Raw genomic sequence first — 24,917 nt, 5'->3', positions numbered from 1 at the left:
CCGAGCGGCAGCTCCTGGGTACGCAGATCAAGCAGACGCAGCTCCAGGGTGCCGTAGCGTTGCCACACAAGGTAGCAGGCAACCGCCAGCAGCAGCGTACCAATACGTCCCAGCGCAAACCACAGTTTGCCTTCTTTACTGCATCCGGTGAGGAACACAGCACACAGCGCCATGATTTCCGCCATCACCACCAGCGTACCGAGGTTGCTGGCAACCACCGCACATACCGCCGCGGCCATCAGCAGATTCACCAGCAGGCCGTTAGCTAAAACCAGCGGATGACGATGCCAGTCAATGTTGTACAGGCTGACAAACAGACCGCACAGACCCAACGTAATCAGCCAGATAGCGTTCAGCGGCGTCATTTGCAGACTGTGACCAATAAACGGCATCACGCCGCTGACCGCCAGCCCATTAGTCAGAACGGTAAAACCAGCGGCTGCCGTACACAAGCTGCCGACCGCACCGCCAACCCCGGCAATCCAGCCACTCAACGATTTATGAAATGAAAACAGAAATGCCAGAACCGCCGCCGCTGTAAACCAGGCCACGCCGCTGTTAATTAGTGAAATTGCGCTCATTTTGCATCCCCACTCTGAGCCTGCTGAAACAAGGTGAGATCGCCGAAATCGGTGTTGAAAGTCAGCTCACGCTTACGTTTGCTGGCGCGGGCGATATCCATGTTGCTCACCAGGTGCAGGGCTTTGGTTGGGCACATGCGCACGCAGGCCGGACCTTGCTCGTCAAAACTGCACAGATCGCATTTCACCGCGATGGCGCGAACGCCCGGAACCCAGTCCAGCAGCGTGCTCACACGCGCAGGCGCCGGCGGAGCCGGAGGCGCTTTTGGCGTATTGGCGTTTGCCGGGATGTGCAGCGGACGGCTGCCGGAAAACTCAATCGCGCCGAACGGACAGGCAATCCCGCACAATTTGCAGCTGACGCACAGGCTTTCATTCAGCTGTACGGCGCCATCGACACGGTTAATCGCATTAACCGGACAAACGGTGGCGCAAGGCGCATCTTCACACTGGTGGCAAAGCTGCGGCGCGGATTCTTTTTCATTTAACATCACTTTCAGGCGCGGCATTGACTGCAGGCCATGCTGGCGATGTGTCTCTGAGCAGGCGGCTTCACAGGTGTGGCAGCCAATACAAAGAGTGGAGTCAGCAATTACAAAACGATTCACCAGGCATTCCTCAGGTGATAGTCATTTTTGACGAAAACATGTCTGCGAAATGTCATTTCGACATTTTTCGACATGCCCATTCCCTAAACTGTCGTGACGCAGAATGAAAGCGCATCATGACAAAAGTGGGCAGCACCCGAGGCTTAAGCCGGGTTATGTCCTTCAACCAGCTGGCTTAAATTCACCGGCATATTGTTTTCAACCGCGGTGTACAGGCTGTCGTAGACGCTGGCGATTTTTTCGAGATAGTGCTCCAGCACCTGCTCGCGATCGCGGTTGCTGATACGCTCATCGACTTTACCGTCGAGGGTCAACTCTGCTTGTGCAATCAGTTGCTTATCATCGCCGTCTTTCGTTTCGACGTAGTACTCGATGGTGTGGCTATTGAAGCCGTCCGCCAGCGTGACGTAGATAGTGAAGTGTTCAAAAAGGACAAAGCACAAATCCTTGTCCGGCGCGCAGCTCATCGCATGATGCAAACGTGCTTTCGACAGGGTGATCCCCTGAACCAGCGAGTTGCAGTAGATACGCCACTGGTCCTGTAGGCGACGATGCCGTTCAGCGATGTAATCGGCTTTTTCGCTTATTTCCCAAATAGTCATGTCAGGTTACCCGTTTAGCAGAGATGAACAGCCTTAAGCACATTTCATGCCAAAATTAAATTACTTAATTTTCATATAGATAAAAAATCAAAGGCGGGTGACGACATGTCATTTCGTCATCGTCGTCATTGTCACGAATGAAAAAATTCAACCTGGCATGCTTATTGCTTTTGATACGGCAACTTCACAGGAGGCGGTATGCACGAAATAACCCTCTGCCAACGGGCACTGGAATTGATTGAACAACAGGCCACGCAACACGGTGCTCAGCGAGTAACTGGGGTCTGGCTCAAAATTGGCGCATTTTCTTGCGTAGAAACCAGCGCTCTCTCCTTTTGTTTTGATCTGGTATGCCGTGGCACCCTTGCAGAAGGTTGTAAACTCCACCTCGAAGAACAAGAAGCCGAATGTTGGTGCGAATCTTGTCAGCAATACGTCACGTTACTGACGCAACGCGTGCGCCGATGTCCGCAATGCAATAGCGATATGCTGAGAATTGTGGCTGATGACGGCTTACAGATTCGACGTATTGAAATAGATCAGACTCCAGCGCCGGATGGCGACGCTTAAGCGTCTTATCCAGCCTACACAAAGAGCTCGTTTGTAGGCCGGATAAGGCAAAGCCGCCATCCGGCAACAGATATACCGCAAGATAAAGATCAGGAGTGAGCGATGTGTACGACATGTGGTTGCGCTGAAGGCAACCTATATATAGAGGGTGATGAACATAATCCCCACTCGGCGTTTCGCAGCGCGCCATTTGCCCCGGCGGCTCGTCCGGCGCTGAATATTACCGGTGTGAAGACCTCAAATTTCACACCGAGCCAGACTGAAGAAGGTGATTTGCACTACGGTCACGGTGAAGCAGGCACCCACGCGCCAGGCATGAGCCAGCGCCGCATGCTGGAAGTGGAAATTGACGTACTGGATAAAAACAACCGCCTGGCCGAGCGCAACCGTGCCCGCTTTGCGGCCCGTCAGCATCTGGTACTGAACCTTGTTTCAAGCCCGGGTTCCGGTAAAACCACGCTGCTGACCGAAACGCTAATGAAGCTCAAAGACAGCGTGCCATGTGCCGTCATTGAAGGCGACCAGCAAACGGTGAACGATGCTGCCCGTATTCGCGCCACAGGCACGCCTGCCATTCAGGTCAACACCGGTAAAGGTTGCCACCTCGACGCCCAAATGATTGCCGATGCCGCGCCGCGTTTGCCGCTTGACGATAACGGTATTTTGTTCATTGAAAACGTCGGCAACCTGGTGTGCCCGGCCAGTTTCGACCTCGGCGAACGTCATAAAGTCGCCGTGCTTTCCGTCACCGAAGGTGAAGACAAACCGCTGAAATATCCGCATATGTTTGCCGCCGCATCGCTGATGCTGCTCAACAAAGTGGATCTGCTACCGTACCTCAATTTTGACGTTGAAAAATGCATCGCCAGCGCCCGGGAAGTGAACCCGGGAATTGAGATCATCCTGATTTCCGCCACCAGCGGCGAAGGGATGGATCAATGGCTGTCATGGCTGGAGAATCAGCGATGTGCATAGGTGTTCCGGGTCAAATCCGCACCATTGATGGCAACCAGGCTAAGGTCGACGTTTGCGGTATTCAGCGCGACGTCGATCTGACGCTGGTCGGTAGCTGTGATGAAAAGGGTGAGCCACGCCTGGGCCAGTGGGTACTGGTTCACGTCGGTTTCGCCATGAGCATCATTAATGAAGCAGAAGCGCGCGACACGCTCGACGCGCTGCAAAACATGTTTGACGTTGAGCCGGATGTCGGCGCGTTGCTGTATGGCGAGGAAAAATAATGCGTTTTGTTGACGAATACCGCGCACCAGAACAGGTGATGCAGTTGATAGAGCACCTGTGTGAACGTGCTGCACTCCTCCCCTACACGGCTGAACGCCCGCTACGCATCATGGAAGTTTGCGGGGGTCATACCCACGCAATCTTCAAGTTCGGTCTCGACCAGTTACTGCCTGAAAACGTGGAGTTTATTCACGGTCCAGGCTGCCCGGTGTGCGTTCTGCCGATGGGCAGAATTGACAGCTGTGTCGAAATCGCCAGCCACCCGGAAGTGATTTTCTGCACCTTTGGCGACGCGATGCGCGTCCCGGGTAAACAAGGTTCTCTGCTACAAGCCAAAGCGCGCGGCGCGGATGTCCGTATCGTCTATTCCCCAATGGATGCGCTGAAGCTGGCCGAAGAAAACCCAACGCGCAAAGTGGTGTTCTTTGGCCTGGGTTTTGAAACCACCATGCCGACAACCGCTATCACTCTGCAGCAGGCCAAACAGCGCGATGTGCAGAACTTTTACTTTTTCTGCCAGCACATCACCTTGATCCCAACGCTGCGCAGCCTGCTGGAACAACCGGACAATGGCATTGATGCCTTTTTAGCGCCGGGTCACGTCAGCATGGTGATTGGCACTGACGCCTATAATTTTATTGCCTCAGATTTCCATCGTCCGTTAGTGGTCGCTGGCTTCGAACCGCTCGATCTCCTGCAGGGCGTGGTGATGTTGATTGAGCAGAAAATTGCCGCGCACAGCCAGGTAGAAAACCAGTATCGTCGCGTGGTACCGGATGCCGGTAACGCGTTAGCCCAACAGGCTATCGCCGACGTGTTCAGCGTGAATGGCGACAGCGAATGGCGCGGTCTGGGCGTTATCGAATCCTCTGGCGTTCACCTGACGCCTGACTATCAGCGCTTTGACGCCGAAGCGCATTTCCAGCCAGCGCCGCAGCAGGTGTATGACGATCCGCGCGCGCGTTGCGGAGAGGTATTGACCGGCAGATGCAAACCGCATCAGTGCCCGCTATTTGGCAAAACCTGTAACCCGGAGACCGCATTTGGCGCCCTGATGGTCTCCTCCGAAGGCGCATGTGCCGCCTGGTATCAGTATCGTCAGCAGGAGTGTGAAGCATGAACAGCGTACAACTCGCCCACGGTAGCGGCGGCCAGGCTATGCAGCAGTTGATCAACAGTCTGTTTATGGAGGCATTCGCGAATCCGTGGCTGGCGGAACAAGAAGATCAGGCACGTCTGGAACTGGCGCAACTGGTCGCTGAAGGCGATCGTCTGGCGTTTTCAACCGACAGCTATGTTATCGATCCGTTGTTCTTCCCGGGCGGTAATATCGGCAAGCTGGCAATCTGCGGTACGGCTAACGACGTGGCGGTCAGCGGCGCGATACCGCGCTACCTCTCCTGCGGTTTTATCCTCGAAGAGGGTCTGCCAATGGACACGCTGAAAACCGTCGTTAACAGCATGGCGGCAACCGCGCGCGAAGCGGGTATTGCTATCGTAACCGGCGATACCAAAGTTGTGCAGCGCGGCGCGGCGGACAAACTTTTTATCAACACCGCCGGAATGGGCGCGATCCCCGCCAACATTCACTGGGGTGCCCAGACCCTGAGCGTGGGCGATGTGCTGCTGGTCAGCGGTACGCTTGGCGATCATGGTGCAACTATCCTTAACCTGCGCGAACAGCTGGGTCTTGATGGCGAACTGGTCAGCGACTGCGCGGTATTGACGCCGCTTATCCAGACGCTACGTGATATCCCCGGCGTGAAGGCGCTGCGTGACGCGACCCGTGGCGGCGTGAATGCGGTAACGCATGAATTTGCCGCATCATGCGGGTTTGGCATTGAGCTGTCTGAAGCGGCCCTGCCCGTGAAACCCGCGGTGCGTGGCGTTTGCGAACTGCTGGGTCTGGATGCGCTCAATTTTGCTAACGAAGGTAAGCTGGTGATTGCCGTTGAACGTCAGGCTGCTGAAGCCGTGCTCGCCGCACTCCACGCCCATCCTTTAGGACGCGATGCCGCGCTGATTGGCGAAGTGGTAGAACGCAAAGGTGTGCGTCTGGCCGGACTGTACGGCGTGAAACGGACCCTCGATTTACCACACGCCGAACCTTTACCTCGTATATGTTAGCAGCCAGTTGGCAGCATACTGTAGGCCGGATAAGACGCATTTGCGTCGACATCCGGCATTAACGCTGCATTATCGCCTGATGGCGCTTTGCTTATCAGGCCTACGGATTGCGTGACCAGCGAGTTCGCGGTCAGCTATCCGGCAATGATTTACGACTTATACCTATAATTCATTTACCGTTTTCGCACCGTTCTGCGGTGCTTTTCCTGGAAAAGCAATATGTCGTATACACCGATGAGTGACCTCGGACAGCAAGGCCTGTTCGATATTACTCGTACATTATTACAGCAGCCCGATCTCCCGTCTCTCAGCGAGGCGCTTTCGCAGCTGGTCAAGCGTTCAGCGCTGGCCGACTGTGCGGCTATTGTCTTATGGCAGGCACAAACGCAGCGTGCGCGTTATTTTGCGACGCGTGAAAATGGTAAACCCATCGATTATGAAGACGAAACGGTACTGGCCCATGGCCCGGTACGCCGTATTTTGTCTCGCCCCGATGCGCTGCACTGCAACTATCATGAGTTTACGGAAACCTGGCCACAGTTGGCTTCAGGTGGACTGTATTCTGAATTTGGCCACTACTGCCTGCTGCCGCTGGCGGCGGATGGACGCATCTTTGGCGGCTGTGAATTCATCCGCAACGAAGATCGTCCGTGGAGTGAAAAAGAGTACAACCGGCTGCAGACCTTTACCCAGATAGTCGGCGTCGTTGCGGAACAAATTCAGAGCAGAGTCAGCAACAACGTCGATTACGATTTGCTGTGTCGCGAACGTGACAACTTTCGTATCCTCGTCGCCATCACCAATGCGGTGCTCTCCCGCCTGGACATTGACGAGCTGGTCAGCGAAGTCGCCAAAGAGATCCATCACTACTTCGACATTGATGCCATCAGCATCGTGTTACGCAGCGATCGCAAAAACAAGCTCAGCATTTATTCCACCCACTATCTGGATGAACATCATCCGGCGCACGAACAAAGTGAAGTGGATGAAGCAGGTACGCTTTCTGAACGCGTTTTCAAAAGCAAAGAGATGCTGCTGATTAATCTGAGCGAACGCGATACGCTCGCCCCTTACGAACGGATGCTGTTCGAAACCTGGGGCAACCAGCTACAGACTCTGTGCCTGCTGCCGCTGATGTCCGGCAACACGATGCTTGGCGTGCTCAAACTGGCGCAGTGTGAAGAAAAAGTTTTCACCACCGCCAACCTGAAACTGTTGCGCCAGATTGCCGAACGCGTAGCCATTGCGGTAGATAACGCGCTTGCCTATCAGGAGATACACCGCCTGAAAGAACGTCTGGTCGATGAAAACCTGGCGCTGACCGAGCAACTGAACAATGTGGACAGTGAGTTCGGCGAAATTATCGGTCGCAGCGAAGCCATGTACAGCGTACTCAAACAGGTCGAAATGGTGGCGCAAAGCGACAGCACCGTATTGATTCTGGGTGAGACAGGTACGGGTAAAGAGCTGATCGCCAGAGCGATTCATAATCTGAGTGGGCGTAACGCCCGCCGGATGGTGAAGATGAACTGCGCGGCAATGCCTGCCGGATTACTGGAAAGCGACCTGTTTGGTCACGAGCGCGGCGCGTTTACCGGGGCCAGCACACAGCGAATTGGTCGTTTTGAACTGGCGGATAAAAGCTCGCTGTTCCTCGATGAAGTAGGTGACATGCCGCTGGAGCTACAGCCTAAGCTGCTGCGCGTACTGCAAGAGCAGGAATTTGAACGCCTGGGCAGCAACAAGCTGATCCAGACCGACGTTCGGTTGATCGCCGCCACTAACCGCGATCTGAAAAAGATGGTTGCCGATCGGGAATTCCGTAACGATCTGTATTACCGGCTGAACGTTTTCCCAATCCATTTACCTCCGCTGCGCGAGCGCCCGGAAGATATCCCACTGCTGGTGAAAGCCTTTACCTTTAAAATTGCTCGCCGGATGGGACGCAATATCGACAGTATTCCTGCCGAAGCGCTTCGTACCTTGAGCAGCATGGAGTGGCCGGGTAACGTGCGCGAACTGGAAAACGTGGTGGAGCGCGCGGTTCTGCTTACCCGAGGCAACGTGCTACAGCTGTCCCTGCCGGATATTGCCGCGTTGACGCCGTCCGTACCGCCGGTAGCCACCGAAGTTGCGCAGGATGGCGAGGACGAATACCAGTTGATCATGCGCGTCCTGAAAGAGACCAACGGCGTGGTTGCCGGTCCTAAAGGTGCTGCGCAGCGATTGGGGCTAAAACGAACCACGTTGTTGTCGCGTATGAAGCGATTAGGTATTGATAAGGATGCGCTGGTTTAGCCATTGTGGCTATACTGGGTGATAACTCAACGAAAGGAGGCAGTATGGCGGTATCAGCACGTAATCAATTAACCGGTTCAGTCAGTGCAGTTGCCACTGGTGCAGTGAATGATGAAGTTGAACTGACGCTGGCTGGCGGCGCAAAACTGGTCGCGATTGTGACCCATAGCAGCCAGCAGGCACTGGGTCTGGCGAAAGGAAAAGAAGCCATTGCGCTGATTAAAGCGCCGTGGGTGACGCTGGCGACTGAAGACTGTGGCCTGAAATTCTCTGCCCGTAACCAATTTGCCGGTAGCGTTTCACAGGTAACCGAAGGCGCCGTTAACGCCACCGTACACATCAAAACTGATGCCGGTTTTGACATTGTCGCGGTCGTGACGAACGAAAGTCAGCAAGAGATGAAACTGAGCCAGGGAAGCCGGGTCATCGCGCTGATCAAAGCCTCGGCCATTCTTATTGCCACCAAAGCGTAACCGCCATCCGGTACCCGATAGTTAAATTGCCCGATGGCGCTACGCTTATCGGGCCTACGCGACAGGTGAGCCTGCGCTTGCTGGCCGGATAAGGCATCGCCGCCATCCGGCACAAAATAACCAGATTACTTCTTGCGCTGATATTTCTCAGGTAATTCCGGGACGGGACGCTTGTCATCAATCAGATGGCGAACGGTCAGAATCGGGTGACGCCAGAGCATTCTCGGCCCGGCCCAACGCATAATTTGCTTCATCTCTTCGCGTTTAGCAGGTTGATAGCAGTGTACCGGACACTGTTTGCAGGCCGGTTTTTCCTCGCCAAACACGCACTTGTCCAGGCGCTTTTGCGCATAAGCAAACAACGCATCGTAATGCCCCTGTTCATCTGAAGCTTCCGGACACTGGCTTTCGTACAGCGAGATCATCTTTTGGATCGTCATTTTTTCACGAGCAATACGTTTGCCGGACATGATGCCTCCATAATTAAGTTGCATAAATAATACACCTTAAAAATACGCAGCACTATTACCTGAAGGTGATACATCCTTACCCTACGCAAATAAGAATTATTTTCATTTATTTATGCCATGTGCTATATAACATAGCAAAGGCTATATTCGATGATAAATTAACCACTTTGTTGTGAGGGATACTATGCCGCATCTGCCTCGTCTGAAGTCAGTTCTCCTTGCCAGCCTGTTGACGGCACTTACGCTGTCGCCTGCCTGGGCGAAAGAAAAGTTCAAGGTCATCACGACGTTTACGATCATTGCTGATATGGCAAGCAATGTGGCAGGCGATGCGGCAGACGTCAGTTCAATCACCAAACCCGGGGCAGAGATTCACGAATACCAGCCCACGCCAGGCGACATTAAGCGGGCGCAGGGCGCGCAGTTAATTCTCTCTAATGGTCTCAATCTGGAACTCTGGTTTACCCGCTTCTACCAACATCTGTCCGGCGTACCAGAAGTGATGGTCTCAAACGGCGTAAAACCGATGGGCATCAGCGAAGGGCCATACAATGGAAAACCCAATCCGCATGCCTGGATGTCAGCAGACAACGCACTGATTTACGTGGATAACATTCGCGATGCGTTAATGAAATATGACCCGGAAAACGCAGAGACCTACCAGAAGAATGCCGATCGCTATAAAGCAGAAATTCAGCAAACGCTCGCGCCGCTCCAGGCCGAACTTGCCAAAATTCCTGCCGATAAACGCTGGCTGGTCACTAGCGAAGGGGCGTTCTCCTATCTGGCGCGCGATAACGACCTGAAAGAACTGTACTTATGGCCGATCAACGCCGATCAACAAGGTACGCCGAAGCAGGTACGCAAGGTGATCGATACCTTACGAGCGCATCAGATCCCCGCGGTATTTAGCGAAAGTACCGTGTCCGACAAACCCGCGCGTCAGGTAGCCCGGGAGTCTGGCGCACATTACGGCGGCGTGCTGTACGTCGATTCACTCAGCGCTGCCGACGGCCCAGTCCCGACCTATCTGGATCTACTGCGCGTCACCACACAAACCATTGTTAACGGCATCAATAACGGCCTTGGGAGTCAACCATGAGTCAATCTGCGATTACCGTGAATCAGGTTACGGTGACGTATCGCAACGGCCACACCGCACTGCGGGATGCCACGTTTCAGGTTCCGGGCGGCTCGATTGCCGCGCTGGTTGGTGTCAACGGTTCCGGGAAATCAACACTGTTTAAGGCGTTGATGGGGTTTGTCCGGCTGGCACAGGGGCAAATCTCTATCCTGCAACAGCCGGTCAACAAGGCGCTAAAACAGAATCTGATTGCTTATGTGCCCCAGTCTGAAGAGGTGGACTGGTCATTTCCGGTACTGGTGGAAGATGTGGTCATGATGGGACGTTTTGGCCATATGGGCTGGCTGCGTCGGCCAAAGGCGCACGATCACGCCTGCGTGGATGCTGCACTGGCGCGAGTCGATATGCTGGAATATCGCCATCGCCAGATTGGTGAACTTTCCGGTGGGCAGAAAAAACGCGTTTTCCTGGCAAGGGCCATTGCACAAGATGGGCAGGTCATTTTACTGGATGAACCCTTCACCGGCGTGGATGTAAAAACCGAGGCCCGTATCATCGACCTGCTGCGCGAATTGCGTGATGAGGGCCGAACCATGCTGGTCTCCACCCATAACCTGGGCTCGGTCACCGAGTTTTGTGATTACACGGTAATGATTAAAGGCACCGTGCTGGCAAGCGGCCCAACTGACACCACCTTTACCACCGAGAACCTTGAACAGGCATTTAGCGGCGTTCTGCGTCACGTCGCATTGAGTGGGGGTGACAACATGTGATTACCGATGATGAGCGCCCGTTTATTTCGCGCCGCGCGGCACGCGAGGGGGAATAGTCATGAACTGGCTGACAGAACCCTTTGGTTACCAGTACATGCTCAACGCCATGTGGGTTTCGGCGATGGTCGGCGGCCTGTGCGCGTTCCTCTCATGCTACCTGATGCTCAAAGGCTGGTCGCTTATTGGCGATGCGCTATCGCATTCCATCGTCCCCGGTGTTGCCGGGGCATATATGTTAGGGCTTCCCTTCGCGCTGGGGGCATTTCTCTCCGGGGGACTGGCTGCGGGCAGTATGCTGTTTCTCAATCAGCGCTCACGCCTGAAAGAAGATGCGATTATCGGACTGATATTTTCCTCTTTCTTCGGTATCGGGCTGTTTATGGTGTCGCTCAATCCGATGTCGGTGAACATCCAGACCATTATTCTCGGTAACGTGCTGGCGATTGCGCCGGAAGATATTTTGCAACTGGCGATCATCGGCGTCATCTCACTGACTATCCTGCTGCTGAAGTGGAAAGACCTGATGGTGGTCTTTTTCGATGAAAACCATGCACGCTCTATTGGTCTGAATCCTGGTCGGCTGAAGCTGCTATTTTTTACGCTGCTCTCCGTTTCCACCGTTGCTGCACTGCAAACCGTCGGCGCATTTCTGGTCATTTGCCTGGTGGTCACGCCCGGCGCCACAGCCTGGCTGTTGACCGATCGTTTTCCTCGTCTGCTGACGATCGCTGTGGCTATCGGTAGCCTGACCAGCTTTTCTGGTGCCTGGCTAAGCTACTGGCTGGACGGCGCAACCGGCGGAATTATCGTCGTACTGCAAACGCTGCTGTTCCTGCTGGCGTTTGTCTTCGCCCCCAAACACGGTCTGCTGGCGAATCGCCGCCGCGCCCGGCAGGTGAACAAGGAGTCCTCATGTTCTTAACCACATTACTGGAACCCTTTCAGTTCAGCTTTATGGTCAACGCGCTGACCATCTCCGTTATCGTCGCCGTCCCCTGCGCGCTGCTGTCGGTATTTTTGGTGTTGAAAGGTTGGGCGCTAATGGGGGATGCCATGAGCCATGCGGTCTTTCCAGGGATTGTACTGGCCTGGATTGCGGGTATTCCGCTGGCGATTGGCGCTTTTGTCGCCGGATTGTTCTGCGCGGTCGCCACCGGGTATCTTGACGATAATAGCCGTATCAAGCGCGATACCCTGATGGGGATCGTCTTTTCCGGTATGTTTGGCGCCGGACTGGTGCTGTATGTGTCAATCCAGTCTGAAATTCATCTGGACCATATTTTGTTCGGTGACATGCTGGGCGTTTCGCTGGGCGACATTGCGCAGACTGCGGTTATCGCTTTGGGGATAGCGCTTATCATCGGGCTTAAATGGAAAGATCTGCTACTGCATGCGTTCGATCCGCACCAGGCAAAGGCCAGCGGTCTTAACACCACACTGCTGCATTATGGTCTGCTGTGTATGATAGCCCTGACTATCGTCGCGACGCTAAAGTCGGTAGGTATTATTTTGTCGATCTCCTTGCTGATTGCCCCCGGTGCGATTGCGATTTTAATGACGCGCAGGTTCGCCCAGGCATTATTACTGGCTACCGCCATATCGGTTGCAACGTCATTTCTGGGTGTATACCTGTCATTTTTCATCGACAGTGCCCCCGCGCCGACCATAGTCGTTTTATTTTCCCTGCTGTTTGTCATCACCTTTATTTATTCAACGCTGCGCGATCGGCGTTTAGAGAATCAACTTCAGCTGCATGATGTATAAATAATGCTTCATGATATGTCAGCTAATGATGCTTATGCCTCTAAAACCTCGTTTCCGCATCCTGACGGGTATTATCGATATTCAATAAGATAAAAAAGAGCAACCACGAAATGAATGAGTAATTTGATACAAACTTCACCAGCCACACTTCAATGGTACATTGGGGTGTGGTGTAAATAGACCCGTTTTAGTTCCAGGCATTTTTTGAGATCCCGGCCAGATAATAGTGCTGTCGGTATTCCTCCAGTGTCATATTGTTCAGTGATTCATGCGGGCGTTCACAGTTATATTCAGATAACCATTTCTCCGTGATTTCCCGCACTTCATTCAGCATTCTGAACAGATAAAAATCGAGTATTTCTGTACAGTATGTTCGGTTAAAGCGCTCAATAAAAGCGTTCTGTGTCGGCTTACCCGGCTGGATAAACTCCAGTTTTACTGCATGTTTCTCTGTCCATTCAGCCAGTGCCAGTGAGATAAATTCCGGACCATTATCCATGCGTAACGTGACCGGATAGCCGCGATTTGCCGCGATCCTGTCGAGCACACGGACCACGCGCAGAGCTGGCTGATTCAGTTCGATTTCAATCGACAACGCCTCACGGTTAAAGTCATCAACGACATTGAACGTGCGAAAACGACGGCCACAGACCTGGGTATCAGGCATAAAGTCGATAGACCAGTTCTGGTTCAGACTCCGGCAGGCCTGACGGAGAAGCTTTAATTCGTGGAGTTTAAAACGTGCAGCAAACGAGAGAAGTTGTGGAAAGTTACCAATTTTAAACTGAACAAGTTTACCAGTCGGGGACTCGCGTAACGGTAGGAAAAAGACTTCATCCCGGTGGCACCACATGAGAGACGTAAACCACGATTTTCGCCCACGTCAGCTTCATCTTTGCCACCAGGCTTCATCATTTTTACCGCTTTAAACGAAAGTGGCTTTCCCTCTTGTTTTACTACCATAAAGACTCCGTTATCATGCACCTTATGCAGTCATGAATTCCTACTGTTAACTGTAGGATTCCATGATATTCGATGAGACAACGTGAAACCTAATGATAACCATAAAATTCACTAACTCATTAAAAATTAAGAAATATGGACATCACACTCCAATGAGTACAATAGAAAATCTAGACTCTCACACCCCCATGATGCAGCAGTATCTCAAGCTGAAGGCTCAGCACCCGGAGATCCTGCTGTTTTACCGCATGGGCGACTTTTACGAACTGTTTTATGACGACGCGAAACGTGCGTCGCAGCTGCTCGATATCTCGCTGACCAAACGTGGCGCATCGGCAGGCGAGCCCATCCCGATGGCGGGCATTCCCCACCATGCGGTGGAAAACTACCTCGCTAAGCTGGTCAACCAGGGGGAATCTGTCGCTATTTGCGAGCAGATTGGCGATCCAGCAACCAGCAAAGGGCCGGTTGAACGCAAAGTGGTACGCATCGTCACACCGGGCACCATCAGCGATGAAGCACTTTTACAGGAACGTCAGGACAACCTGCTGGCCGCCGTCTGGCAGGACAGTAAAGGCTTTGGCTACGCCACACTGGACATCAGCTCCGGGCGTTTTCGCGTCAGTGAACCCGCAGACCGTGAGACGATGGCTGCGGAACTACAGCGCACCAATCCTGCCGAATTGCTGTATGCCGAGGATTTCGCAGAAACGTCGCTGATCGAAGGCCGTCGCGGCCTGCGTCGTCGTCCGCTGTGGGAGTTTGAAATTGATACCGCCCGCCAGCAGTTAAACCTGCAGTTTGGCACACGGGATCTGATTGGCTTTGGTGTGGAAAACGCGCCGCGTGGATTATGCGCTGCCGGCTGCCTGCTGCAATATGTAAAAGATACCCAGCGCACCTCACTGCCACATATTCGCTCCATCACCATGGAACGCCAGCAGGACAGCATCATTATGGATGCCGCCACGCGCCGCAATCTGGAAATTACCCAGAACCTGGCCGGTGGCGTAGAAAACACGCTGGCATCGGTGCTCGATTGCACCGTGACGCCAATGGGTAGCCGTATGCTCAAACGCTGGCTGCATATGCCAGTCCGCGATACGCAGATACTGATCGAGCGCCAGCAGACCATCGGCGCGCTGCAGGATTCCACCAGCGAATTGCAACCCGTACTACGTCAGGTGGGCGATCTGGAACGTATTCTGGCACGTCTGGCACTGCGTACCGCGCGCCCACGCGATCTGGCGCGGATGCGTCACGCCTTCCAGCAATTACCGGAACTGCGCGCTCAACTGGAAAACGTAAACAGCGCTCCCGTACAGATGCTGCGCGAGAAAATGGGCGAGTTCACGGAACTGCGTGAACTGCTGGAGCGTGCCGTGGTTGATGCCCCGCCAGTGCTGGTACGCGACGGTGGCGTTATCGCACCGGGCTATAACGAAGAGCTGGACGAATGGCGAGCGCTGGCTGATGGCGCAACCGATTATCTGGACAGACTGGAGATCCGCGAGCGCGAGCGCACCGGCCTGGACACATTGAAAGTTGGATTTAACGCCGTCCACGGTTACTACATTCAGATCAGCCGTGGGCAGAGTCATCTGGCACCGATTAACTACGTACGCCGTCAGACGCTGAAAAATGCCGAGCGCTACATTATTCCTGAGCTGAAAGAGTACGAAGACAAAGTTCTGACCTCAAAAGGCAAAGCGCTGGCACTGGAAAAACAGCTGTATGACGAGCTGTTCGACATGCTGTTGCCGCATCTGGCTGATTTACAGCAGAGCGCCAGCGCACTGGCAGAGCTTGACGTGCTGGTCAACCTGGCCGAACGCGCTTATACCCTGAACTACACCTGCCCGACATTCAGCGATAAGCCCGGTATCCGTATTGCAGAGGGTCGTCATCCGGTGGTGGAACAGGTGCTGAGTGAACCGTTTATCGCCAACCCACTTAACCTTTCCCCGCAGCGGCGGATGCTGATTATCACCGGGCCAAATATGGGCGGTAAAAGCACCTATATGCGCCAGACCGCGCTGATTGCGTTGCTAGCCTACATCGGTAGCTATGTGCCGGCACAAAAGGTAGAAATAGGTCCAATCGACCGTATCTTTACCCGTGTGGGCGCAGCGGATGACCTCGCATCCGGTCGTTCAACCTTCATGGTAGAAATGACCGAAACGGCCAATATTCTGCATAACGCCACTGAGAACAGCCTGGTGCTGATGGATGAGATTGGGCGCGGGACCTCAACCTATGACGGTTTATCTCTGGCCTGGGCTTGTGCTGAAAATCTGGCGAATAAAATCAAAGCACTCACGCTGTTTGCTACCCACTACTTCGAACTGACTCAGTTACCGGAAAAAATGGAAGGCGTAGCGAACGTACATCTGGATGCGTTAGAGCATGGCGATACCATCGCCTTTATGCACAGCGTACAGGATGGCGCGGCGAGTAAGAGCTATGGTCTGGCGGTCGCGGCACTGGCTGGCGTTCCGAAAGAGGTTATCAAACGCGCACGGCAAAAACTGCGCGAGCTGGAAAGCATCACGCCAAACGCCGCGGCAACGCAGGTTGATGGGACGCAGATGTCACTGCTCAGTGCACCGGAAGAGACATCACCTGCCGTTGAAGCACTGGAGAATATTGACCCGGATTCGCTGACGCCGCGCCAGGCGCTGGAGTGGATCTATCGGTTGAAGAGTCTGGTGTAATGCTCGTGGTGCCGGATGACGGCTCCGCCTCATCCGGCCTACGGCCCGATTTGTAGGCCCGATAAGCACAGCGCCATCGGGCAAATTTACCGGGCGGGGCTTCGCCTCAGCTGCATTTTTGATTAGCGCTTATCTTCCGCCAACAGCGGGGGGATACTTGGCACCATCGGTGCTTCATCAATATCCTTCTGTGTCATGCGAAACGCCTGCGGGTAGTGCTCACGGCTGGTGCGACGTAGCGGTTCAGTATTACGCCAGGTGTACAGACAATGCTGGCACTGATATACCGTCCAGACGCCTTTTACCGGCGAATTCGCCATCACTTCAATATGTTCATCGGCACAACGTGGACAAATCATCTGCAACTCCTTATTTACGGTTAGCCAGCATGGCGGTCAGCTTTTCAGCCCAGGCTTTCGTTTCCGGTAAATCACATACCGGCTGGCTGTAGTGCCCACGGTTATCCGGCGCGACCGGCGTGGTAGCATCAATAATTAACTTGTCGGTAATCCCCGCCGGACTGGAACCCGGATCAAGCTCCAGCACCGACATATTCGGCAATTGCACCAGATCCCCCGCAGGATTGACCTTCGAAGACAGCGCCCACATCACCTGCGGTAAGTTGAACGGATCAACATCCTCATCAACCATAATCACCATTTTCACGTAACCCAGACCGTGCGGCGTGGTCATCGCCCGCAACCCTACCGCACGGGCAAAGCCGCCGTAACGTTTTTTGGTGGAGATAATCGCCAGCAAACCGTGGGTGTACATGGCGTTCACCGCCTGCACTTCCGGGAATTCTGCCTTCAACTGTTGATACAGCGGTACGCAGGTTGCTGGCCCCATCAGATAGTCGATTTCCGTCCACGGCATCCCGAGATACAGCGATTCAAAAATAGGTTTACTGCGATAAGAGACTTTATCAATGCGCACCACAGTCATGTTGCGCCCGCCAGAGTAGTGCCCGGTAAATTCACCAAATGGCCCTTCTATTTCACGCTTGCGGCTTTCAATGACCCCTTCGAGGATCACTTCTGAACCCCACGGTACGTCAAAACCGGTGAGCGGTGCGGTGGCGATCGGGTACGGGCTTTCTCGTAGCGCCCCCGCCATTTCGTATTCAGATTGATCGTACTTCAGCGGCGTTGCCCCCATCAGAGTGATGATCGGATCGTTGCCAAGGGTGATCGCAATCGGTAGATCCTCGCCGCGCTCTTCAGCCTTATGCAGGTGCAGCGCAATATCGTGCATCGGCACCGGTTGCAGGCCCAGCTTACGCTTGCCTTTTACTTCCATACGGTAAATACCGACGTTCTGCTTGCCGAAATTGTCGACATCCAGCGGATCGCGCGAAACCACGCAGGCTTTATCAAGGTAGAAACCACCGTCGCCATCGTTCAGACGAAACAGCGGCAGAATATCAAACAGGTTGATATCGTCACCGTCGACGCTGTTTTCCGCCCACGCCGGGTTGGCACGACGCTCCGGCGTAACCGGAAATTTATCCCAGCGGCGAATGAATTCATCGATCTGTTTTTTCACCGGCGTATTCGGTGGTAAACCCAACGAGATTGCATGGTTCTGCCAGGAGCCGATAGTGTTCATTGCCACACGGGCATCGGTAAATCCACGAATGTTGTCAAACCACAGCGCAGGCGCCCCGTCGCCAATACGTCCGGTGGCATTGGCAGCCGCTGCTAAATCCGGTTCGGCGTTCACTTCTTCACTGATTTTCAGCAATTGTCCCTGGTCGTCCAGCGCCTGCAAAAAGCTACGCAAATCATCAAATGCCATTACTCATTCTCCTGTAAAAAATTCTGCGCCTGCCGTAACCCCTGCCAGCGACGGGCGTTTGGGTGTTCCAGACCAAACTGATCGAGAACGCGAGCGACAATGTGCTGCGTAATGTCATCGACCGTTTGCGGATGGTTATAAAACGCGGGCATCGGCGGAACCATTGCGACGCCCATACGAGAAAGTACGAGCATATTTTCCAGATGAATGGTGCTGAGCGGCATTTCACGCGGAACCAGCACCAGCTTGCGCCCTTCTTTCAGCACCACATCGGCAGCGCGCCCCACCAGGCCTTCCGCGTAGCCTGCGCGAATACCGGCCAGCGTTTTCATGCTGCAGGGGATAATGATCATGCCGTCGGTCCGAAACGAGCCAGAGGAAATACTCGCTGCCTGGTCCGCCGGATGGTGGCAATAGTCCGCCAGCGCAGACACATCGTTAACTCTGTACGGCGTTTCGAGCTCAATCGTCGTTTTAGCCCACTTCGATAACACCAGATGCGTTTCCACTTCCGGCATTTGCCGCAGCGCTTGTAGTAGCGCCACACCAAGCGGCGCTCCCGTTGCCCCGGTCATTCCTACGATGAGTCTCATTCAACCTCTCAACATCGTTCGTGTACGAACATTTTACATAACATACTCCCACAACCGACTCCGGGCAAGGACACCTGGCACAGATAGCTAAAGTCGCGCTTATTAAAAAATCACGCGTTACCCGCTATGATAGAGACCGATCGTTTGCCCGGAGTTCCCATGGAGTTACGAAATACCGCGTTTCACTTACTACGTCAGCTTTTTCAAAAGCATACGGCTCGCTGGCAGCATGCATTACCGGAACTGACCAAACCTCAGTACGCAGTGATCCGGGCCATCGCTGAACAGCCCGGCATTGAGCAGGTTACCCTGACCGAGGCTGCAGTCTGTACCAAGGCGACGCTTGCGGAAATGCTGAGCCGGATGGAAAAACGCAATCTGGTCAGGCGTGAGCACGACCCGGCGGATAAGCGTCGACGGTTTGTTTATTTGACCGCGCAAGGAGAAGCGTTACTGGCCAGCGCAACCCCGTTGGGAGATAGCGTGGATGATGAGTTTCTGGGCCGACTTAGCGGGGAAGAGCGCGAACAGTTTACGCAGTTGGTGCGTAAGATGATGAACTGATTTGCCGGATGGCGACGTAAACGTCTTATCCGGTCCACAAAGCCCTGCTCTCCGTAGAGCCTGATAAACGCAGTGCCATCAGGCAACAAACAAAGAAAAAGGCCAGCCTCACCGAGACTGGCCTTTCTTGATAGAACTTGTGCTTACTCGCGGAACAGCGCTTCGATATTCAGCCCCTGTGTCTGCAGGATTTCACGCAGACGACGTAGGCCTTCAACCTGAATCTGACGAACACGTTCACGGGTCAGGCCAATTTCACGGCCCACATCTTCCAGTGTCGCAGCTTCGTACCCCAGCAGACCAAAACGACGTGCCAGCACCTCACGCTGTTTGGCGTTCAGTTCGAACAGCCATTTGACGATGCTCTGTTTCATATCATCGTCTTGCGTGGTGTCTTCCGGACCGTTTTCCTTTTCGTCGGCCAGAATATCCAGCAACGCTTTTTCGGAATCGCCACCCAGCGGGGTGTCTACCGAAGTAATGCGCTCGTTGAGTCGGAGCATACGGCTGACGTCATCAACCGGTTTATCCAGTTGTTCCGCAATCTCTTCTGCACTCGGTTCGTGGTCCAGTTTATGCGACAACTCACGCGCGGTACGCAGATAGACATTCAGCTCTTTTACAATGTGAATCGGCAGTCGGATCGTACGGGTTTGATTCATAATCGCCCGTTCGATCGTCTGGCGGATCCACCAGGTTGCGTATGTTGAGAAGCGGAACCCGCGCTCAGGGTCAAACTTCTCGACGGCACGGATAAGCCCCAGGTTGCCCTCTTCAATCAGGTCCAGCAATGCCAGACCACGATTGCCATAACGACGAGCAATTTTCACCACCAGACGCAGGTTACTTTCAATCATGCGGCGGCGAGAAGCGACATCTCCACGCAGTGCGCGACGCGCAAAATAAACTTCTTCTTCGGCTGTTAACAGTGGCGAATAACCAATCTCACCAAGGTAAAGCTGAGTCGCGTCCAACACACGCTGTGTGGCCCCCTGCGATAACAGCTCTTCTTCAGCCAGGTCGTTATCACTGGGTTCCTCTTCACTCAAGGCTTTCTCATCAAAAGCCTCTACTCCGTTCTCATCAAATTCCGCATCTTCATTTAAATCATGAACTTTCAGCGTATTCTGACTCATAAGGTGGCTCCTACCCGTGATCCCTAACGGAACTAGCACGTGAAAGCCTGGTTCCGCCGAATTATCGCTGCGGTAAATAGCGCAGCGGGTTTACGGATTTCCCCTTGTAACGAATTTCAAAATGCAAGCGTGTAGAACTGGTTCCGGTGCTACCCATGGTAGCTATCTTCTGCCCCGCCTTGATTTCTTGTTGTTCCCGGACCAGCATTGTATCGTTATGGGCGTAGGCACTCAGGTAATCATCGTTGTGTTTGATGATAATAAGATTACCGTAACCACGCAGCGCATTACCGGCATATACGACGCGTCCATCTGCGGTCGCGACAATAGCCTGTCCTTTGCTGCCTGCAATGTCGATCCCTTTATTGCCACCTTCGGTAGCTGCGAAGTTTTCGATCACTTTGCCGTCAGTCGGCCAGCGCCAGGTAGAAATCGGCGAACTGGTAGAAGTTGAGCTTGCAGTCGATTCGGTTGCACTAACTGCCGGAGCCGTTACAGGCGCTGTGACGACGGTCCCAGCAGGCTTGTTGTTCGGCAACATTTTGTTAGCACTTTGTTCACCTGAATCCTCAGAATACGTAATTGTTGGTTTCGAAGCAACAGCAACGGTGGAATTTTGTGCAGGGTTGGTCACAACTCCTTGCTGTGCTGCATCCGCCTGGGTGATGGCATTACCACCGGTAATCGGTGCACCCGACGCGTTGCCCACTTGCAGAGTTTGTCCGACATTCAGGCCATACGGGGCCGGAACGTTATTGCGTTGTGCGAGGTCACGGAAATCGTTCCCGGTAATCCAGGCAATATAGAAAAGCGTATCGCCTTTCTTAACAGTATAGGTACTGCCACCCGTATAGCTACCTTTCGGAATATTCCCATACTGACGATTGTACACAATCCGCCCGTTTTCCATCTGGACAGGCTGTTCTGCAACCGGCTGAACCTGTGTTGGCTGAGTCGCCGGGCGTTGCACCGGTTGAATCTGTGGCGTTTGTTGTACTGTCGCCGTTGATCCCATTTTTGGTGGAGGCGTGATCAGCATGCCGGAGCTGGTGTTAGATGATGCATTGCCGCCAACAGAGCTGACCGGCGCTGGTGGATTCGAGGTGTTTGAACAACCTGCCAGCCATAACGAAACCAGTGACAATGCCGCCATGCGGCGAACGGTAAATTTGTGGCTTCCCGCGCTCATTTATCCCCCAGGAAAATTTGGTTAATACCCAGTGACGTAATCACCGTGCAAGGCATCGGACTGGACACTGGAAAACGTGACCACGATACGCTTACTAATTCCAGAATATCCAGGAAAACTCCAGGTATTCAGCAGCGTTAGCTACGCCAGCTCCCCTTTGACTAAGGGAACAAAGCGTACGGCCTCCACGGTGTCGATAATAAATTCGCCTCCCCGACGACGCACCCGTTTCAAAAACTGGTGCTCATCGCCCACGGGCAAGACGAGAATGCCGCCTTCATCCAACTGCATCATCAATGCCGTTGGGATCTCCGGCGGTGCTGCCGTCACAATGATAGCGTCAAACGGAGCTCGCGCCTGCCAGCCTTGCCATCCATCACCATGACGGGTCGAAACATTATGTAAATCAAGCTGTTTCAGGCGACGACGCGCCTGCCATTGCAAACCTTTAATGCGCTCAACAGAGCACACGTGATGCACCAGATGCGCCAGGATCGCCGTCTGGTAGCCAGAGCCGGTACCAATTTCCAGCACCCGAGACTGCGGCGTTAGCTCCAGCAGTTCGGTCATGCGAGCCACCATATAGGGCTGTGAGATGGTCTGCCCCTGGCCAATCGGCAGGGCGATATTATCCCAGGCCTTATGTTCAAACGCCTCATCAACGAACTTTTCACGCGGCACGGCGGCGAGCGCATCCAGGACATGCTCATCTCTGATGCCCTGCGCACGTAATTGTTCAAGAAGAGTGTGTACGCGTCTGCTTACCATTGCGTGTCGGCTCCCACGCTGTCTAACCAGTCAGAAACCACCTCATGCGCGCCATATGCGGTTAAATCGACATGCAGCGGCGTGATGGAAACATAACCTTCATCAACGGCAGCAAAATCCGTATCCGGACCGGCATCGCATTTTTCGCCCGGTGGTCCGATCCAGTACAGCGTATTGCCGCGGGGGTCCTGCTGTGGAATCACCTGATCCGCCGGATGGCGGCTGCCGCAGCGGGTAACGCGAATACCTTTGATCTGATCCAGGGGTAAATCCGGCACGTTGATATTCAGAATGCGACCGGTGCGCAGCGGTTCGCGGCTTAACGCGCGTAAAATCCGGCAGGTTACTGCGGCAGCAGTATCGTAGTGTTTATGCCCATCGAGTGAGACCGCCAGCGCAGGGAACCCCAGATGACGACCTTCCATCGCCGCCGCCACGGTACCGGAATAGATAACATCATCACCCAGATTAGGACCCGCGTTAATACCAGAAACGACAATGTCCGGACGCGGACGCATTAATGCGTTCACGCCCAGATAGACGCAGTCGGTGGGTGTCCCCATTTGTACAGCGATATCGCCATTATCATAGGTAAACGTGCGAAGTGAAGACTCCAGCGTCAGCGAGTTAGACGCGCCACTGCGGTTACGATCCGGGGCAACCACCTGTACGTCAGCAAACTCACGCAGCGCTTTCGCCAGCGTTTGTATACCGGGCGCGTGGACCCCATCATCGTTACTCAGCAATATACGCATAATCACCCATTGTGTTAATAAGTTCCCTTACAACACTGGTGGCGAAGCTACCTGCCGGTAGCCAGAAGCGCAACTCAACGGTTACGTCATCCCACCAGTTCCAGCTTAATTGTTGTGGATACAGCAACATAGCGCGTCGCGACGCGTCGACTTTCTCGCGCAATAACAGAGACTGCAGCGCGGTTTCGTCAGCAATAGCGGCTTCTTCAAACGCCAGCGCATCGCGCTGAGTTCCCCACTCACCGCTGCCCGGCAATGCCGCTGTTATCATCAATTCTTTCTCATCGACGCGACGCTGTAATTCAGTTTGTTCTTCCTGTGTGGCGACAAACCAGCTTCCGCGTCCCGACAATTGTAGCGCATCGCCGTCAACAACTTGATTAAAGTCTGTTTTTTTCAGGCGTTCACTGACTATCTGATTAAACAACGCGCTACGGGCCGCCGACAACCAAAAACTGCGTTTATTGCGATCGCGCACCGGCGCATCGCTTTGCGCCCAGCGCAGCGCCCCTTGCAGGTTGCTGCCGCCGATACCAAAACGCTGAGCGCCAAAATAGTTCGGAACGCCGCGCTCGTTAATTGCCTGCAAACGCGCTTCAACATCATTTCGCTCGCTCACTTCACGCAGCACCAGCGTAAATTCATTGCCTTTCAGCGCCCCTAAACGCAGCTTACGCTTGTGGCGCGCGTACTCCAGCACTTTACAGCCTTCAAGCTCAAATTTGCTTAAATCAGGCATCGCATTGCCCGGCACACGCGCGCACAGCCACTGTTCCGTGACCGCATGCTTGTCTTTCTGGCCAGCAAAGCTGACTTCCCGGGCGTGAATTTTCAGGAATTTCGCCAGCGCGTCAGCGACAAAACGGGTGTTACAGCCGTTTTTCAGGATACGCACCAAAATGTGCTCGCCTTCGCCATCCGGTTCAAAGCCTAAATCTTCGACGACGACAAAGTCTTCCGGATTCGCTTTCAGAACGCCATGGCCTTGTGGTTTGCCATGGAGATACGTCAGATCTTCAAACGCAGTCATTTCGTTGCCTTAATGAGTAACGCCACCACTTCACAGGCAATCCCTTCCCCACGCCCGGTAAAACCGAGTTTTTCCGTGGTGGTCGCTTTCACGTTAACATCATCCATATGGCAGCCGAGGTCTTCGGCAATAAACACACGCATTTGTGGAATGTGCGGCAGCATCTTCGGCGCCTGGGCAATAATTGTCACATCCACATTACCAAGCGTATAGCCTTTGGCCTGAATACGCCGCCAGGCTTCACGCAATAATTCACGACTATCTGCACCTTTAAAGGCCGGGTCGGTGTCCGGGAATAGCTTACCGATATCCCCCAGCGCAGCCGCGCCCAGCAGAGCATCGGTTAGCGCGTGTAACGCTACATCACCATCAGAATGCGCCAGCAAACCTTTTTCATACGGAATGCGCACACCACCAATGATAATTGGGCCAACGCCGCCAAAAGCGTGTACGTCGAAACCGTGTCCAATTCGCATTATGTCTTCTCCTGGTATACACAACATCCTGCAAGCTGCCTCGTTGCAGCGTGAAGGATGAGGTGTCTAGATAGTTCGGGTCAGATAAAATTCCGCCAGCGCCAGATCTTCCGGGCGAGTGACTTTAATGTTGTCAGCGCGTCCTTCGACCAGCAGCGGATGAAAGCCGCAATATTCCAGTGCCGAAGCCTCATCGGTAATGGTTGCGCCTTCGTTGAGCGCTCGCGTCAGGCAGTCGTGCAACAGCTCGCGTGGGAAAAACTGCGGCGTCAACGCGTGCCATAAATCGGTGCGTTCGACCGTATGAGCAATCTCGGTCTTACCAGGCTCGGCACGTTTCATT

Annotated in this window: 26 protein-coding genes and 3 pseudogenes; 13 read left to right on the top strand and 16 right to left on the bottom strand. The window is 53.9% G+C overall.

Annotated elements, in window-relative coordinates:
• From FDX03_RS23475 to hycA, 3 genes and pseudogenes are all read right to left on the bottom strand, one after another.
• A pseudogene (locus FDX03_RS23475) lies at window positions 1–581 on the bottom strand (formate hydrogenlyase subunit 3); the annotation flags it as partial.
• A complete protein-coding gene (gene hycB, locus FDX03_RS15150) occupies window positions 578–1,189 on the bottom strand; it encodes a formate hydrogenlyase subunit HycB (RefSeq protein WP_005130602.1) in 612 nt (203 codons plus the stop codon). The pseudogene FDX03_RS23475 and the gene hycB, both read right to left, overlap by 4 nt.
• Before the next feature lie 143 nt (window positions 1,190–1,332).
• Entirely contained in the window at window positions 1,333–1,791 is a 459-nt protein-coding gene (hycA, locus tag FDX03_RS15145; protein ID WP_048213032.1) for a formate hydrogenlyase regulator HycA, read from the bottom strand.
• Window positions 1,792–1,989: 198 nt separating this feature from the next.
• Here hycA and hypA point away from each other — a divergent pair, with 198 nt between their 5' ends.
• The 7 genes from hypA to FDX03_RS15110 all read left to right on the top strand — a co-directional run bounded on the left by hypA (window position 1,990) and on the right by FDX03_RS15110 (window position 8,498).
• Window positions 1,990–2,361, top strand: a complete 372-nt coding sequence (gene hypA, locus FDX03_RS15140; protein ID WP_003037406.1) for a hydrogenase maturation nickel metallochaperone HypA — start codon at window positions 1,990–1,992, stop codon at window positions 2,359–2,361.
• 102 nt (window positions 2,362–2,463) lie between these two features.
• Window positions 2,464–3,336, top strand: coding sequence for a hydrogenase nickel incorporation protein HypB (hypB, locus tag FDX03_RS15135; RefSeq protein WP_048213034.1), 873 nt, complete (start codon window positions 2,464–2,466; stop codon window positions 3,334–3,336).
• Window positions 3,327–3,599 carry a hydrogenase 3 maturation protein HypC gene (gene hypC / locus FDX03_RS15130; protein ID WP_061068460.1) on the top strand — a complete coding sequence of 91 codons (273 nt, stop codon included), beginning with the start codon at window positions 3,327–3,329 and terminating at the stop codon, window positions 3,597–3,599. Before hypB ends, hypC begins: the two co-directional genes overlap by 10 nt.
• Window positions 3,599–4,720, top strand: a complete 1,122-nt coding sequence (gene hypD / locus FDX03_RS15125) for a hydrogenase formation protein HypD (RefSeq protein WP_048213035.1) — start codon at window positions 3,599–3,601, stop codon at window positions 4,718–4,720. Before hypC ends, hypD begins: the two co-directional genes overlap by 1 nt.
• A complete protein-coding gene (gene hypE, locus FDX03_RS15120) occupies window positions 4,717–5,727 on the top strand; it encodes a hydrogenase maturation carbamoyl dehydratase HypE (RefSeq protein ID WP_061068461.1) in 1,011 nt (336 codons plus the stop codon). Before hypD ends, hypE begins: the two co-directional genes overlap by 4 nt.
• A gap of 219 nt (window positions 5,728–5,946) precedes the next feature.
• On the top strand, window positions 5,947–8,025 hold the full coding sequence (gene flhA, locus FDX03_RS15115; RefSeq protein ID WP_137346144.1) for a formate hydrogenlyase transcriptional activator FlhA: 2,079 nt from the start codon (window positions 5,947–5,949) through the stop codon (window positions 8,023–8,025).
• A gap of 44 nt (window positions 8,026–8,069) precedes the next feature.
• A complete protein-coding gene (locus tag FDX03_RS15110) occupies window positions 8,070–8,498 on the top strand; it encodes a TOBE domain-containing protein (protein WP_137346143.1) in 429 nt (142 codons plus the stop codon).
• Between the two features lie 125 nt (window positions 8,499–8,623).
• Here the strand turns inward: FDX03_RS15110 and FDX03_RS15105 are convergent, their stop codons facing one another.
• Window positions 8,624–8,968, bottom strand: a complete 345-nt coding sequence (locus tag FDX03_RS15105; RefSeq protein ID WP_048213037.1) for a nitrous oxide-stimulated promoter family protein — start codon at window positions 8,966–8,968, stop codon at window positions 8,624–8,626.
• Between the two features lie 184 nt (window positions 8,969–9,152).
• Here FDX03_RS15105 and FDX03_RS15100 point away from each other — a divergent pair, with 184 nt between their 5' ends.
• The 4 genes and pseudogenes from FDX03_RS15100 (at window position 9,153) to sitD (ending at window position 12,589) form a co-directional block, all read left to right on the top strand.
• Window positions 9,153–10,070, top strand: a complete 918-nt coding sequence (locus tag FDX03_RS15100) for a metal ABC transporter substrate-binding protein (protein WP_137346142.1) — start codon at window positions 9,153–9,155, stop codon at window positions 10,068–10,070.
• Window positions 10,067–10,881 (top strand): annotated as a pseudogene (gene sitB / locus FDX03_RS15095) (iron/manganese ABC transporter ATP-binding protein SitB). Before FDX03_RS15100 ends, sitB begins: the two are co-directional and overlap by 4 nt.
• Window positions 10,882–10,883: 2 nt before the next feature.
• Window positions 10,884–11,747, top strand: a complete 864-nt coding sequence (gene sitC, locus FDX03_RS15090) for an iron/manganese ABC transporter permease subunit SitC (protein WP_115642970.1) — start codon at window positions 10,884–10,886, stop codon at window positions 11,745–11,747.
• Window positions 11,738–12,589, top strand: a complete 852-nt coding sequence (gene sitD / locus FDX03_RS15085) for an iron/manganese ABC transporter permease subunit SitD (protein ID WP_048213041.1) — start codon at window positions 11,738–11,740, stop codon at window positions 12,587–12,589. The genes sitC and sitD overlap by 10 nt, the downstream gene beginning before the upstream one ends.
• Window positions 12,590–12,776: 187 nt before the next feature.
• Here sitD and FDX03_RS15080 read toward each other — a convergent pair.
• Window positions 12,777–13,286 (bottom strand): annotated as a pseudogene (locus FDX03_RS15080) (integrase core domain-containing protein); the annotation flags it as partial.
• Window positions 13,287–13,309: 23 nt separating this feature from the next.
• On the bottom strand, window positions 13,310–13,552 hold the full coding sequence (locus FDX03_RS23470; protein ID WP_320338604.1) for a DUF4102 domain-containing protein: 243 nt from the start codon (window positions 13,550–13,552) through the stop codon (window positions 13,310–13,312).
• A gap of 152 nt (window positions 13,553–13,704) precedes the next feature.
• Between FDX03_RS23470 and mutS the strand changes: the two genes are divergently transcribed.
• Complete coding sequence (gene mutS, locus FDX03_RS15070; protein ID WP_061068470.1) at window positions 13,705–16,266, top strand: DNA mismatch repair protein MutS; 2,562 nt, start codon at window positions 13,705–13,707, stop codon at window positions 16,264–16,266.
• 122 nt (window positions 16,267–16,388) lie between these two features.
• Here the strand turns inward: mutS and FDX03_RS15065 are convergent, their stop codons facing one another.
• From FDX03_RS15065 to FDX03_RS15055, 3 genes are read right to left on the bottom strand one after another with little or no spacing between them, the layout of a single operon-like run.
• Entirely contained in the window at window positions 16,389–16,625 is a 237-nt protein-coding gene (locus tag FDX03_RS15065) for a non-oxidative hydroxyarylic acid decarboxylases subunit D (RefSeq protein ID WP_061068471.1), read from the bottom strand.
• Window positions 16,626–16,635: 10 nt separating this feature from the next.
• A complete protein-coding gene (locus FDX03_RS15060; RefSeq protein ID WP_061068472.1) occupies window positions 16,636–18,063 on the bottom strand; it encodes a non-oxidative hydroxyarylic acid decarboxylases subunit C in 1,428 nt (475 codons plus the stop codon).
• Window positions 18,063–18,656: a non-oxidative hydroxyarylic acid decarboxylases subunit B gene (locus FDX03_RS15055; RefSeq protein WP_137346140.1), complete on the bottom strand. Its 594-nt coding sequence runs from the start codon at window positions 18,654–18,656 to the stop codon at window positions 18,063–18,065. Before FDX03_RS15055 ends, FDX03_RS15060 begins: the two co-directional genes overlap by 1 nt.
• Window positions 18,657–18,815: 159 nt before the next feature.
• On the opposite strand from FDX03_RS15055, the gene FDX03_RS15050 reads away from it, so the two are divergent.
• Window positions 18,816–19,220, top strand: coding sequence for a MarR family transcriptional regulator (locus tag FDX03_RS15050; RefSeq protein ID WP_137346139.1), 405 nt, complete (start codon window positions 18,816–18,818; stop codon window positions 19,218–19,220).
• A 143-nt stretch (window positions 19,221–19,363) separates the two neighbouring features.
• Here FDX03_RS15050 and rpoS read toward each other — a convergent pair whose 3' ends face one another.
• The 7 genes from rpoS to FDX03_RS23465 all read right to left on the bottom strand — a co-directional run.
• Window positions 19,364–20,356, bottom strand: coding sequence for an RNA polymerase sigma factor RpoS (rpoS, locus tag FDX03_RS15045; RefSeq protein ID WP_000081498.1), 993 nt, complete (start codon window positions 20,354–20,356; stop codon window positions 19,364–19,366).
• A gap of 61 nt (window positions 20,357–20,417) precedes the next feature.
• Window positions 20,418–21,500, bottom strand: a complete 1,083-nt coding sequence (gene nlpD / locus FDX03_RS15040; protein WP_306308092.1) for a murein hydrolase activator NlpD — start codon at window positions 21,498–21,500, stop codon at window positions 20,418–20,420.
• A gap of 186 nt (window positions 21,501–21,686) precedes the next feature.
• Window positions 21,687–22,313 carry a protein-L-isoaspartate(D-aspartate) O-methyltransferase gene (locus FDX03_RS15035; protein WP_061068474.1) on the bottom strand — a complete coding sequence of 209 codons (627 nt, stop codon included), beginning with the start codon at window positions 22,311–22,313 and terminating at the stop codon, window positions 21,687–21,689.
• The gene (surE, locus tag FDX03_RS15030) at window positions 22,307–23,068 is read right to left on the bottom strand and encodes a 5'/3'-nucleotidase SurE (protein ID WP_003825728.1); all 762 of its coding nucleotides are present in this window, start codon (window positions 23,066–23,068) and stop codon (window positions 22,307–22,309) included. Before surE ends, FDX03_RS15035 begins: the two co-directional genes overlap by 7 nt.
• Window positions 23,049–24,098 (bottom strand): tRNA pseudouridine(13) synthase TruD, encoded by a 1,050-nt coding sequence (gene truD, locus FDX03_RS15025; protein ID WP_137346138.1) that lies wholly within the window; start codon window positions 24,096–24,098, stop codon window positions 23,049–23,051. The genes surE and truD overlap by 20 nt, the downstream gene beginning before the upstream one ends.
• Window positions 24,095–24,574 carry a 2-C-methyl-D-erythritol 2,4-cyclodiphosphate synthase gene (ispF, locus tag FDX03_RS15020; RefSeq protein WP_137346137.1) on the bottom strand — a complete coding sequence of 160 codons (480 nt, stop codon included), beginning with the start codon at window positions 24,572–24,574 and terminating at the stop codon, window positions 24,095–24,097. Before ispF ends, truD begins: the two co-directional genes overlap by 4 nt.
• Before the next feature lie 66 nt (window positions 24,575–24,640).
• Window positions 24,641–24,917 (bottom strand): 2-C-methyl-D-erythritol 4-phosphate cytidylyltransferase (locus tag FDX03_RS23465; protein WP_249357074.1); only part of this gene is annotated, 277 nt, incomplete at its 5' end.

Source organism: Citrobacter sp. wls827 (assembly GCF_005280875.1).
Classification (GTDB): Bacteria; Pseudomonadota; Gammaproteobacteria; order Enterobacterales; family Enterobacteriaceae; genus Citrobacter; species Citrobacter youngae.
The sequence above is the reverse complement of the archived record's forward strand: the minus strand, read 5'-3'. Positions and strand labels throughout refer to the sequence as shown.

Bases quoted from the DNA above. Each gene is read 5' to 3' on its own strand.
- FDX03_RS15110 (WP_137346143.1), top strand. From the start codon at position 8,070: ATGGCGGTATCAGCACGTAATCAATTAACCGGTTCAGTCAGTGCAGTT.
- FDX03_RS15065 (WP_061068471.1), bottom strand. From the start codon at position 16,625: ATGATTTGTCCACGTTGTGCCGATGAACATATTGAAGTGATGGCGAAT.
- hycA (WP_048213032.1), bottom strand. From the start codon at position 1,791: ATGACTATTTGGGAAATAAGCGAAAAAGCCGATTACATCGCTGAACGG.
- truD (WP_137346138.1), bottom strand. From the start codon at position 24,098: ATGACTGCGTTTGAAGATCTGACGTATCTCCATGGCAAACCACAAGGC.
- FDX03_RS15035 (WP_061068474.1), bottom strand. From the start codon at position 22,313: ATGGTAAGCAGACGCGTACACACTCTTCTTGAACAATTACGTGCGCAG.
- surE (WP_003825728.1), bottom strand. From the start codon at position 23,068: ATGCGTATATTGCTGAGTAACGATGATGGGGTCCACGCGCCCGGTATA.
- hypB (WP_048213034.1), top strand. From the start codon at position 2,464: ATGTGTACGACATGTGGTTGCGCTGAAGGCAACCTATATATAGAGGGT.
- mutS (WP_061068470.1), top strand. From the start codon at position 13,705: ATGAGTACAATAGAAAATCTAGACTCTCACACCCCCATGATGCAGCAG.
- ispF (WP_137346137.1), bottom strand. From the start codon at position 24,574: ATGCGAATTGGACACGGTTTCGACGTACACGCTTTTGGCGGCGTTGGC.
- FDX03_RS15100 (WP_137346142.1), top strand. From the start codon at position 9,153: ATGCCGCATCTGCCTCGTCTGAAGTCAGTTCTCCTTGCCAGCCTGTTG.
- hypC (WP_061068460.1), top strand. From the start codon at position 3,327: ATGTGCATAGGTGTTCCGGGTCAAATCCGCACCATTGATGGCAACCAG.
- FDX03_RS23470 (WP_320338604.1), bottom strand. From the start codon at position 13,552: ATGGTAGTAAAACAAGAGGGAAAGCCACTTTCGTTTAAAGCGGTAAAA.
- hypD (WP_048213035.1), top strand. From the start codon at position 3,599: ATGCGTTTTGTTGACGAATACCGCGCACCAGAACAGGTGATGCAGTTG.
- FDX03_RS15060 (WP_061068472.1), bottom strand. From the start codon at position 18,063: ATGGCATTTGATGATTTGCGTAGCTTTTTGCAGGCGCTGGACGACCAG.
- FDX03_RS15050 (WP_137346139.1), top strand. From the start codon at position 18,816: ATGGAGTTACGAAATACCGCGTTTCACTTACTACGTCAGCTTTTTCAA.
- hypE (WP_061068461.1), top strand. From the start codon at position 4,717: ATGAACAGCGTACAACTCGCCCACGGTAGCGGCGGCCAGGCTATGCAG.
- flhA (WP_137346144.1), top strand. From the start codon at position 5,947: ATGTCGTATACACCGATGAGTGACCTCGGACAGCAAGGCCTGTTCGAT.
- rpoS (WP_000081498.1), bottom strand. From the start codon at position 20,356: ATGAGTCAGAATACGCTGAAAGTTCATGATTTAAATGAAGATGCGGAA.
- sitC (WP_115642970.1), top strand. From the start codon at position 10,884: ATGAACTGGCTGACAGAACCCTTTGGTTACCAGTACATGCTCAACGCC.
- FDX03_RS15055 (WP_137346140.1), bottom strand. From the start codon at position 18,656: ATGAGACTCATCGTAGGAATGACCGGGGCAACGGGAGCGCCGCTTGGT.
- FDX03_RS15105 (WP_048213037.1), bottom strand. From the start codon at position 8,968: ATGTCCGGCAAACGTATTGCTCGTGAAAAAATGACGATCCAAAAGATG.
- hypA (WP_003037406.1), top strand. From the start codon at position 1,990: ATGCACGAAATAACCCTCTGCCAACGGGCACTGGAATTGATTGAACAA.
- sitD (WP_048213041.1), top strand. From the start codon at position 11,738: ATGTTCTTAACCACATTACTGGAACCCTTTCAGTTCAGCTTTATGGTC.